General features: G+C 66.5%; 9 protein-coding genes. 4 read left to right on the top strand and 5 right to left on the bottom strand.

Features of this window, described 5'->3' with window-relative positions; all coding sequences use genetic code 11:
* Positions 1–308: 308 nt before the first annotated feature.
* Together DIE04_RS28220 and ceoR are read right to left on the bottom strand one after the other, a co-directional pair.
* Positions 309–605: a DUF4148 domain-containing protein gene (locus tag DIE04_RS28220; RefSeq protein WP_044845765.1), complete on the bottom strand. Its 297-nt coding sequence runs from the start codon at positions 603–605 to the stop codon at positions 309–311.
* Positions 606–1,023: 418 nt separating this feature from the next.
* Positions 1,024–2,028, bottom strand: coding sequence for a putative multidrug efflux transcriptional regulator CeoR (ceoR, locus tag DIE04_RS28225; protein ID WP_044845764.1), 1,005 nt, complete (start codon positions 2,026–2,028; stop codon positions 1,024–1,026).
* 173 nt (positions 2,029–2,201) lie between these two features.
* Here ceoR and DIE04_RS28230 point away from each other — a divergent pair, with 173 nt between their 5' ends.
* The 4 genes from DIE04_RS28230 to opcM are packed head-to-tail and all read left to right on the top strand — an operon-like array spanning position 2,202 to position 9,108.
* Positions 2,202–3,062, top strand: coding sequence for an alpha/beta hydrolase (locus DIE04_RS28230; RefSeq protein WP_044845763.1), 861 nt, complete (start codon positions 2,202–2,204; stop codon positions 3,060–3,062).
* 32 nt (positions 3,063–3,094) lie between these two features.
* A complete protein-coding gene (ceoA, locus tag DIE04_RS28235) occupies positions 3,095–4,312 on the top strand; it encodes a multidrug efflux RND transporter periplasmic adaptor subunit CeoA (RefSeq protein ID WP_044845762.1) in 1,218 nt (405 codons plus the stop codon).
* A 46-nt stretch (positions 4,313–4,358) separates the two neighbouring features.
* Positions 4,359–7,559 (top strand): multidrug efflux RND transporter permease subunit CeoB, encoded by a 3,201-nt coding sequence (ceoB, locus tag DIE04_RS28240; RefSeq protein WP_124489336.1) that lies wholly within the window; start codon positions 4,359–4,361, stop codon positions 7,557–7,559.
* A gap of 10 nt (positions 7,560–7,569) precedes the next feature.
* Entirely contained in the window at positions 7,570–9,108 is a 1,539-nt protein-coding gene (gene opcM, locus DIE04_RS28245) for a multidrug efflux transporter outer membrane subunit OpcM (protein WP_124489337.1), read from the top strand.
* Positions 9,109–9,357: 249 nt separating this feature from the next.
* Here the strand turns inward: opcM and DIE04_RS28250 are convergent, their stop codons facing one another.
* The 3 genes from DIE04_RS28250 to DIE04_RS28265 form a co-directional block, all read right to left on the bottom strand.
* The gene (locus DIE04_RS28250; protein ID WP_044845756.1) at positions 9,358–10,209 is read right to left on the bottom strand and encodes an alpha/beta fold hydrolase; all 852 of its coding nucleotides are present in this window, start codon (positions 10,207–10,209) and stop codon (positions 9,358–9,360) included.
* Positions 10,206–10,502, bottom strand: a complete 297-nt coding sequence (locus DIE04_RS28255; RefSeq protein ID WP_124489338.1) for a hypothetical protein — start codon at positions 10,500–10,502, stop codon at positions 10,206–10,208. Before DIE04_RS28255 ends, DIE04_RS28250 begins: the two co-directional genes overlap by 4 nt.
* A 272-nt stretch (positions 10,503–10,774) precedes the next feature.
* Positions 10,775–11,110: a DUF3579 domain-containing protein gene (locus tag DIE04_RS28265; RefSeq protein ID WP_124489339.1), complete on the bottom strand. Its 336-nt coding sequence runs from the start codon at positions 11,108–11,110 to the stop codon at positions 10,775–10,777.
* Positions 11,111–11,134 lie beyond the last annotated feature (24 nt).

Here is an 11,134-nt window from a genome sequence, read left to right on the forward strand (position 1 = left end):
CTGTACCGCGCGGGCAATCCGCTCGTTCAGGACATCGTCACGCACTGGGGCGAATGGCGCGACGGCGTGCCGCGCCGTTGACGGCCAGCGTCTTCAGCGAGAGATCGACGCGAAGTTCAATGCGCGTGCGGCGCGGAACGGAACGGCGTCCAGACGGGCGTCGTGTCGTCCCAATGATCGAGCGGCGAAGGAAGTTGATCGTTCATCACAGGCTCCTGCAACTAACTGACTAATCGGGTGTTCGATGGCGGTGTCTCGATGCCGCGCCGCGGATCATCCGCTGCGCGGCGTTGCGCGTTGACCGATGCTCAACGGCCTGCGCCGGCGAGCTGATTGCCTTCCGGTGTCGGGCGATACGGGCCTTGCGCGAGTTCGAGCCCTTGCGGATACGAATTCGCCTTGCGCAGCCAGGCCAGCGTGCCGTCGCGGCGGGCCTGCTCGACTTCCGCGCTGACTTCGGCGCGCGTGCGCGGGCCGTTGTTGTGCTGCGTGTACCACGACGTGTTCGCGTAGTCGCCTGCGTGCGGGGTGGTCGTATCGGCGAAGGCCGGTGCGGACACGGCGAGTGCGAGGGCGACGGCGGAGAGAAGATGGCGGCGGTTCATGACGTAACTCCTGTGTTGGTCGGAGTTGGCGCGTCGGCGCTTGCTCCGGTCCCGTCAAGCGGGATCTGTTCGATGCGCAACGAGGTGCGCGACAGGGTTTACTCTAGGGGGACGTTCCGGCGCGATAAATGCGGCTGACGCGAATTGAATTGTCGTGATGGTGGAACAATCGCGATCCGTACTGTCGGCAGGGTTACTCGAAAATCGCGCACAGCCGCCTGCAGCGGGGCTCCCGGCGATTTAGCGCGACGCGCGTCGTCACGCACGCGGCCGATTGCCGCGCACGGCGCAAAGGTGTGATGCGGATTCAGGAAAGGCGCTGTGCGGGGCGGGGAAGGCGGCACGAACGTGACGCCGTGGCGGCGCGAAGGCAGGACGGCGCGCGGGCCGCACAGCCCGCGCGCCGCGGTTCAGACGATTACGCGACCCACTCGTTGATGACCGGCGTGTCGAGCGCCGGTGCGCGCTCGGCTTCCTCGAACGTGCGCTTGCTGCACGTCGCGTCGAGGCTGCCCTTGCCGCTCAGCAGCGGGCAGCGGTCGAACACTTCGGCGATCCAGTCGACGAACACGCGTACCTTCGGCGACAGGTGCCGGCTGTGCGGATACACGACCGAGATCGGCATCGGCAGCGGCTTGAGGCCGGGCAGCACTTCCTTGAGCCGGCCGTCGCGCAGGTGCGGCAGCACCATGAACAGCGGCGGCTGGATCAGGCCGAAGCCTTCGAGCCCGCACGTCACGTACGCATCGGCATCGTTGACCGACACGATCGCGTTCATCTTGACCTCGACTTCCTTGCCGTCGGTCAGGAACGTCCAGTCGATCGTGCGGCCCGTGCGGCTCGAGAAGTAGTTGACGGCCTTGTGGTCGTTCAGATCCTCGATCGTCCGCGGCTCGCCGAACTTCTCGAGATACGCGGGCGCAGCGACCGACACGCACTCGAACAATCCGACCCGGCGCGCAACCAGCGACGAATCCTGCAGCGCACCGACGCGGATCACGCAGTCGACGCCTTCCTGCAGCAGGTCGACCGGCCGGTCGGACAGGCCGAGCTGCAGGTCGATGTCCGGATAGCGCGTGTGGAATTCGCACAGCGACGGAATCACCAGCAGCCGCCCGATCGAGCCCGGCATGTCGATACGCAACTTTCCGTGCGGCTTGCGGTTGTTGTTCTGGAAGCTTGCTTCGGTTTCCTCGACATCGGCGAGGATCCGCACGCAGCGTTCGTAGTACGCGGCCCCGTCCGGCGTGAGCGACAGCCGGCGCGTGGTCCGGTGCATCAGCCGCACGCCGAGGAAGGCTTCGAGATTCTGGATGATCGTCGTGACGGACGCCCGCGGCAGGCTGAGCGACTCTGCTGCCTTGGTGAAGCTGCTTGTATCGACGACGCGAGTAAACACCTGCATGGCCTGAAGCCGGTCCATCACAACCTCCGCAATCTAATTTGCCGCCCGAACGACAAGGCTGCGCTACCTCATGGGTAAGCGCAGCCTGGATTGTTCGGGGGCGTTGAATTGTGTTGCCGGATTATAGGCATTTATCCGGATGTCTGCCGGACCCAGAATTCGTTCCATCTCGAAATGGATGCTGCATCGTCATGGACGCTTCTGAATTCAGCAAATTCCTGAAAGCCGCGTTGCCCGCCGAAGCCAGAGCCGGCGCGGCACTGACGGTCGCGGAGGTGGAAATCCCCGGCTACGCGCAGGACATCGTGCTGCGCCTCTATCGGCGCGCGGACAAGACCGGATTGCCGGTAGTGCTTTACTTCCACGGCGGCGGTTTCGTGCGCGGCACGCTGGATGACGCCGATTTCGCCGCGCGCTTTTTAGCAGAACGCTTACCGGCTCTCGTAGTGTCGGTCGATTATTCGCTCGCGCCGGCCTTTCCTTTTCCGGCCGCGCCGGAGGATGCGTATCGCGCGGCCGTGTGGGCCGCGACGCGCGCCCGCGCGTTCGGCGGCAATCCGAAGAAGATCGGCGTCGCGGGGCACGATGCGGGCGGCCAGCTCGCGAACTGTCTCGCGTTCATCGCGCGCGATCGCGGCGAAGTGTCGATTGCCGCGCAGGCCCTGTTCGGGCCGATGCTCGACCCGAGCATGACGCGCATCGGCGACGCCGAACGCCTTGCGTCGGACATCACCGCGCGCGAATGCGCGGCCTGTTATCGCGCCTATTTGCCGCAGGCGGCGCAGCGCATGCACCCGTATGCGGCGCCGCTCGAATCGGTGCGCCTCGCGGGCCTGCCGCCGACGCTCGTCGTCACCGCGCAGAACGACGTGCTGCACGTCGAAGCGGAGAAATATGCGGGCTGCCTGATTTCATCGGGCGTGCTCACGCAGGTGATCCGCTACCCGGACGTCACGCACGCGGCGCTCGCGACGCACGAGGCCGCGCTCGAGGAGGCCGTGCGCTTCTTCCAGTGCCGCTTCCAGGCGCGCCAGCCGAACCGTTCCGAATAACCAGAACCAATCCACGCTTATTGGAGATCCACATGGCCATCCTACGCACCTCCCGCTCCCGAATCGCGACCGCGGCGATCGCGACGCTCGCCGTCGTCGGCCTCGGCACGTTCGGCGCGATGCGCGTGAACGCGAACGCGCCCGAAAAGGCGGCAGCGCCGCTGCCCGAAGTCGACGTCGCGACCGTCGTGCCGCAGACCGTCACCGACTGGCAAGGCTATTCGGGCCGCCTCGAGGCGGTCGAGAAAGTCGACGTGCGCCCGCAGGTGTCGGGCACGATCGTCGCGGTGAACTTCAAGGACGGCGCGCTCGTGAAGAAGGGCGACGTGCTGTTCGTGATCGATCCGCGCCCGTACCAGGCGGAAACCGACCGCGCGGCCGCGCAGCTCGCCGCCGCGCAGGCCCGCAACGGCTATGCGCAAAGCGACTGGCAGCGCGCGCAGCGCTTGATCGGCGACAACGCGATCGCGAAGCGCGACTACGACGAGAAGCAGAACGCGGCGCGCGAAGCGACGGCGAACCTGAAGGCCGCCGAAGCCGCGCTGGAAACGGCGCGCATCAACCTCGGCTATACGCGCATCACCGCACCCGTGTCGGGCCGAGTGTCGCGCGCGGAAATCACGCTCGGCAACGTCGTGTCGGCCGGCGCGTCCGCCGCGCCGCTGACGACGCTGGTGTCGGTGTCGCCGATCTACGCGTCGTTCGACGCGGACGAGCAGACCTACCTGCAATACATCAACGGCGCGCGCAACGGCCGCAAGGTGCCGGTCGAGCTCGGCCTCGCGAATGAAACCGGCTACTCGCGCAGCGGCGAGATCGACTCGGTCGACAACCGGCTCGACACGTCGTCCGGCACGATCCGCGTGCGCGCGCGCTTCGACAACGCGGACGGCACGCTCGTCCCCGGGCTCTACGCGCGCGTGAAGGTGGGCGGCAGCGCACCGCACGAGGCGCTGCTCGTCGACGATGCGGCGATCAACACCGACCAGGACAAGAAGTTCGTGTTCGTCGTCGACCAGCAGGGCCGCGTGTCGTATCGCGAAGTGCAGCAGGGCATGCAGCACGGCAACCGGCGCGTGATCGTGAGTGGCCTCGCCGCCGGCGATCGCGTGATCGTGAACGGCACGCAGCGCGTGCGGCCGGGCGAGCAGGTGAAGCCGCACATGGTCCCGATGACGGGCGGCGATGCGCCGTCCGCGCCGCTCGCGGACAACGCGAAGCCGGCCGCACCGGCGAAGGCGGAATCGTAAGCGGCCCGCCGCTTCGATTTCCGCGTTCAACCAGACAGAGCAACCCATGAACATTTCCAAATTCTTTATCGACCGGCCGATCTTTGCAGGAGTCCTATCGGTGATCGTCCTGCTCGGCGGGGTGATCGCGATGTTCCTGCTGCCGATTTCGGAGTATCCGGAAGTCGTGCCGCCGTCCGTGATCGTGAAGGCGCAGTATCCGGGCGCGAACCCGAAAGTGATCGCCGAGACGGTCGCGTCGCCGCTGGAAGAGCAGATCAACGGCGTCGAGGACATGCTCTACATGCAGTCGCAGGCGAACAGCGACGGCAACATGACGATCACCGTCACGTTCAAGCTCGGCACCGATCCGGACAAGGCCACGCAGCTCGTGCAGAACCGCGTGAACCAGGCGTTGCCGCGCCTGCCGGAAGACGTGCAGCGGCTCGGCATCACCACGGTGAAGAGCTCGCCGACGCTGACGATGGTGGTCCACCTGATCTCGCCGGACAACCGCTACGACATGACCTACCTGCGCAACTACGCGCTGATCAACGTGAAGGATCGCCTGTCGCGGATCCAGGGCGTCGGCCAGGTGCAGCTGTGGGGTTCGGGCGACTACGCGATGCGCGTGTGGCTCGATCCGCAGAAGGTCGCGCAGCGCGGACTGTCGGCCGAGGACGTCGTGCAGGCCATCCGCGAGCAGAACGTGCAGGTCGCGGCCGGCGTGATCGGCGCGTCGCCGTCGCTGCCCGGCACGCCGCTGCAACTGTCGGTGAACGCGCGTGGCCGTCTGCAGACGGAAGACGAGTTCGGCGACATCGTCGTGAAGACGACGCCGGACGGCGGCGTCACGCATCTGCGCGACATCGCGCGCATCGAGCTGGACGCGTCCGAGTACGGGCTGCGCTCGCTGCTCGACAACAAGCCGGCCGTCGCGATGGCGATCAACCAGTCGCCGGGCGCGAACTCGCTGCAGATCTCCGACGAAGTGCGCAAGACGATGGCCGAGCTGAAGCAGGACATGCCGGCCGGCGTCGACTACAAGATCGTCTATGACCCGACGCAGTTCGTGCGCTCGTCGATCAAGGCCGTGGTGCACACGCTGCTCGAAGCGATCGCGCTGGTCGTGATCGTCGTGATCGTGTTCCTGCAGACCTGGCGCGCGTCGCTGATTCCGCTGATCGCGGTGCCGGTGTCGATCATCGGCACGTTCTCGCTGCTGCTGGCGTTCGGGTATTCGATCAACGCGCTGTCGCTGTTCGGGATGGTGCTCGCGATCGGGATCGTGGTCGACGATGCGATCGTGGTGGTCGAGAACGTCGAGCGCAACATCGAGAGCGGGATGAACGCGCGGGCGGCGACCTACAAGGCGATGCAGGAAGTGAGCGGGCCGATCATCGCGATCGCGCTGACGCTCGTCGCCGTGTTCGTGCCGCTCGCGTTCATGTCGGGCCTGACCGGCCAGTTCTACAAGCAGTTCGCGATGACGATCGCGATCTCGACGGTGATCTCGGCGTTCAACTCGCTGACGCTGTCGCCGGCGCTGTCCGCGATCCTGCTGAAGGGCCACGGCGACAAGGAAGACTGGCTCACGCGCGTGATGAACCGCGTGCTCGGCGGCTTCTTCCGCGGCTTCAACAAGGTGTTCCATCGCGGCGCGGAGAACTACGGCCGCGGCGTGCGCGGCGTGCTGTCGCGCAAGACCCTGATGCTCGGCGTGTACCTCGTGCTGGTGGGTGCGACCGTGCTCGTGTCGAAGGTCGTGCCGGGCGGCTTCGTGCCCGCGCAGGACAAGGAATACCTGATCGCGTTCGCGCAGCTGCCGAACGGCGCGTCGCTCGACCGCACCGAGAAGGTGATCCGCGACATGGGTTCGATCGCGCTGAAGCAGCCGGGCGTCGAGAGCGCGGTCGCGTTCCCGGGGCTGTCGGTGAACGGCTTCACCAACAGCTCGAGCGCGGGCATCGTGTTCGTCACGCTCAAGCCGTTCTCGGAGCGGCACGGCAAGGCGCTGTCGGCCGGTGCGATCGCCGGTGCGCTGAACCAGCAGTACGGTGCGATCAAGGATTCGTTCGTCGCGGTGTTCCCGCCGCCGCCGGTGCTCGGCCTCGGCACGCTCGGCGGGTTCAAGATGCAGATCGAGGATCGCGGCGCGGTCGGCTACGCGAAGCTGTCGGATGCGACCAACGACTTCATCAAGCGCGCGCAGCAGGCGCCTGAGCTGGGCCCGTTGTTTACGAGCTACCAGATCAACGTGCCGCAGCTGAATGTCGATCTCGACCGCGTGAAGGCGAAGCAGCTCGGCGTGCCGGTCACCGACGTGTTCAACACGATGCAGGTGTATCTCGGCTCGCTGTACGTGAACGACTTCAACCGCTTCGGACGCGTGTACCAGGTGCGCGTGCAGGCCGATGCACCGTTCCGTCAGCGCGCGGACGACATCCTGCAGCTGAAGACGCGCAACGACCGTGGCGAAATGGTGCCGCTGTCGTCGCTCGTCACGGTGACGCCGACGTTCGGCCCGGAAATGGTCGTGCGCTACAACGGCTACACCGCAGCCGACATCAACGGCGGCCCGGCGCCGGGCTTCTCGTCGGGTCAGGCACAGGCGGCGATCGAGCGTATCGCGCATGAAACGCTGCCGCGCGGCGTGCGGTTCGAATGGACCGACCTCACGTACCAGCAGATCCTGGCAGGCGATTCGGCGATGTACGTGTTCCCGATCAGCGTGCTGCTCGTGTTCCTCGTGCTCGCCGCGCTGTATGAAAGCCTGACGCTGCCGCTCGCGGTGATCCTGATCGTGCCGATGAGCATTCTGTCGGCGCTGACGGGTGTGTGGCTCACGCAGGGCGACAACAACATCTTCACGCAGATCGGCTTGATGGTGCTGGTGGGGCTGTCCGCGAAGAACGCGATCCTGATCGTCGAATTCGCACGCGAACTGGAGCATGACGGCAGGACGCCGTTCGAGGCCGCGATCGAGGCGAGCCGGCTGCGGCTGCGCCCGATATTGATGACATCGATCGCCTTCATCATGGGTGTCGTGCCGCTCGTCACGTCGACGGGGGCGGGTTCGGAAATGCGCCATGCGATGGGTGTCGCGGTGTTCTTCGGGATGCTCGGCGTGACGCTGTTCGGGCTGATGCTGACGCCGGTGTTCTACGTCGTGCTGCGCACGCTGGCGGGCGGCAAGATCCACGTCGCGGGCAAGGACTCGGCCGGTTATGGCGTGTCGCCTTCCGGTGCGCCGGCTACGGATGCTTGAGGACAACAAGATGGACAACATGCACAACACGAATGGCCTGATGCGCTTCGCGAAGGTGGCGGCCGCGAGCACCCTGCTCGCGACGCTGCTCGCCGCGTGCGCGGTGGGGCCCGACTACAAGCGCCCGGACGTGTCGACGCCCGCGGCGTTCAAGGAAGCGCCGACGCTCGCGGCCGGCGAACAGGCCGGCACGTGGAAGACCGCCGAACCGGCGGACGGCGAGCATCGCGGCGAATGGTGGAAGGTGTTCGGCGATCCGGTGCTCGACTCGCTCGAGTCGCAGGCGCTCGCCGCGAACCAGAACCTGAAGGCCGCGGCGGCGCGCGTCGAGGAAGCGCGTGCGGCGACCCGCACCGCGCGCTCGCAGTGGTTTCCGCAGGTCGGCGCCGGGTTCGGGCCGACGCGCGAAGGGCTGTCGTCGGCGTCGCAGTTCCAGCCGCAGGGCACGGGCCCGACCACCGCGACGCTGTGGCGCGCGCAGGGCACGGTGTCGTACGAGGCCGACCTGTTCGGCCGCGTGAGCCGCAACGTCGAGGCGTCGCGTGCCGACCAGGCGCAGAGCGAGGCGCTGTTCCGCTCGGTGCAGCTCGCGCTGCAGGCGGACGTCGCGCAGAACTACTTCGAACTGCGCCAGCTCGACTCGGACCAGGACCTGTACCGCCGCACGGTCGAACTGCGTGATCAGGCGCTGAAGCTCGTACAGCGCCGCTTCAACGAAGGCGACATCAGCGAGCTCGACGTGTCGCGCGCGAAGAACGAGCTGGCAACCGCGCAGGCCGATGCGGTCGGCGTCGCGCGCCGGCGCGCGGCGTCCGAGCATGCGCTCGCGATCCTGCTCGGCAAGGCGCCCGCGGACTTCGCGTTCAAGGAAACGCCGATCGTGCCGGTCGCGGTGAAGGTCCCGCCGGGTCTGCCGTCGGCATTGCTCGAACGCCGCCCGGACGTGTCGGCGGCCGAGCGCGCGATGGCGGCCGCGAACGCGCGGATCGGTCTCGCGAAGTCGGCGTACTTCCCGAAGCTGGATATCACGGGTGCATTCGGCTATGAGGCGTCGACGCTCGGCAACCTGTTCATGTGGTCGAGCCGCACGTTCCTGCTCGGGCCGTTCGCCGGCACCGCGCTGACGCTGCCGCTGTTCGACGGCGGGCGGCGGGCGGCCGGCGTGCAGCAGGCGCGCGCGCAGTACGACGAGCAGGTCGCGAACTACCGGCAGCAGGTGCTCGTCGCGTTCCGCGAGGTCGAGGACAATCTCGCCGACCTGCGTCTGCTCGACGACCAGATTCGCGCGCAGGATGCGGCCGTCAATGCGTCGCGCCGTGCGGCGACGCTGTCGCGGACGCAGTATCAGGAAGGCGAAGTGGCCTATCTCGACGTGATCGACAGCGAACGGTCGGTGCTGCAGTCGCAATTGCAGGCGAACCAGCTGACCGGGGCGCAGGCCGTGTCGACCGTGAACCTGATCCGTGCGCTGGGCGGCGGATGGGGCGCGGCGCCGACGGCGGTCGGCGATGCGGCGTCGTCCGTCAAGGAGGCGGTGGCCGCGCGTTGAGCGTGCGCGACGACGGGCGATACGATGCACCGCCCGCCCGGTCGTCGACGAATCGAACCCCGGTACGTGGGCGCAAGCCTGCGTGACCGGGGTTTTTGCTTGGTGATTGTGGTGTGTGGGGGGCGAGTGTTGCAACTAACGGTCAAGTCGACCGGCGCCTGCCAACGAGAAGCGATGCAGCCCGGACCCGCACCGTCTTTGAACCGGTTGAAGCAGGAAAGTCGGGCGACACGAACGCCGCCCGTGAACTTATGCCGCGACGAACTCGTGCACGTAGCGGTTGAACACGGCGGGGCTCGCCGCGTTCATCCCGTGCGACGCACCGGCGACGGTCTGCCGTTGCGCATCGCCGATCCACTGCGAAAGCGTGTCGACGTTGTTGCGGAACATCTTCGGGCTGCGCTGGCCGTCGATCAGCAGCGTGCGGCACGCGATATCCGATGCCGTGTGCTGCGAATACGCGGGCAGCGGATCCTGCAGCTGCTTCGGCAGCGTGCTCGCGTTGTCGATCGCCATCGTGCGAAAGCGCGACGTGCTCTTCTTCCACGCGCCCGGCAGGCTCACCGAGTCGACGAACATCTCGAGGCCGGCTTCCACTTCGCCTTGCCCGATCAGATTCACGGCCTGCGTGCGCAGCGCGATCGCGGCGGCCGGCAGCGCGGCTTCGCGCACGCCCGGCTGTTGCAGCGGGCCGCCCGGATCGGCGAGCGTCAGCGTGTCGACGAGCTGCGGATGCTGGCGCGCGACGTTGAACGCGACGCTGCCGCCACGCGAGTGGCCGACGAGATGCACGGGGCCGAGATCGAGCGCGTCGATGAATTCGGCGAGCTCGTCGACGTGGTTCTGCCAGCTGAACTCGTCCTGGATGCCCGCCTCGACGGCCGGCCAGTAATGGCTCAGGCTCGGCGCGATGCAGCGGTAGTGGGCCGACAGCGACGCGAGTTGCGGATCCCAGTAACGGTAGTCGCACAACGATCCGTGCACGAACACCATCGGCGCGCCGCTGCCCCGCTCGACATACGGCAGGCTGATGCCTGACGAAAGCGTCGCAAATTGCAGGTCGGGGTTCGCGAGCACCGAAGGCTCGATTCGCATGTTCATGACTGAAAACTCAATGGGTGCGTCATCACGTCGCAACTATGCCTCACGGCAAGCTGCAAGGAAAACGCATAATTTTCATCGTGACGATCAATTTTATTGATGGCTCGGCTGAAAACCCTTGTCCGGCTGAGAGACAGCGAACGAGTCGAGTAACGGATCGGGTACGTTAATGTTCCGTCCCCGAATGTGCGAAGGTCTCGGCCGGTGCCATGAACAATGAGCCGGGCATCGACAATGACGAGTGAAAGCGGTGCCGAATCGAGCAACGCTTGCGGCGCGCCGGCGATGGTCATGACTTGGCCATGTTATTTAACATGGCCAAGTGATTTCACTTGGCCAAGCGAGTGCGATACGAAACCCCTGCCGAACCCGATGCTGGCGCGCGTGGCGCTTGATGCTTTCCGGGCGTTGTTCGAGAAAGCGAATGCGTGGCGCCTGATCCAGGAGACTGCGGCGCCCGATCGTAGCGGGGCCTCATTCTCGGCCATGAAAACGGCCAAACATATGTCGCGAGCCTCAAGACGTTCAATGAGGGGCGCGCCGATCGCGTGACCGCGCTTTTTGCTCAGGCGCTCCGCACCGCCAGCGCGGGTGCGGTCTGAAGCTCGACCGGAAGGTCGTTGTCGGCGGCGAACTGCATCGCGAAGTCGAACGCGTCGGCGCATACGTCGCGCAATTCGTCCGACACGAACAGGCATTTGACGTTGCCGTCGACGACCGGCATCGCGAGCCGCGACAGTGCGCACGGATAGCCGGGCCGCCGCTCGCCGACGAACAGCGTGATGACACCCGCGAGGCGCTCGGGCCAGTCGCTCGGTCGGAAGGTTTTCTGCGCGCGCGTGACGCCGCGGATCAGGTGGCCGTCGATGCGGCCGTGTTCGGTGACTTCGATGCGATCCATGCTGTTCTGCGTATCCTCGTTCGC

Origin of the sequence: Burkholderia sp. Bp8994 (genome assembly GCF_003853805.1) — a bacterium.
In the GTDB taxonomy this organism is placed as follows: Bacteria; Pseudomonadota; Gammaproteobacteria; order Burkholderiales; family Burkholderiaceae; genus Burkholderia.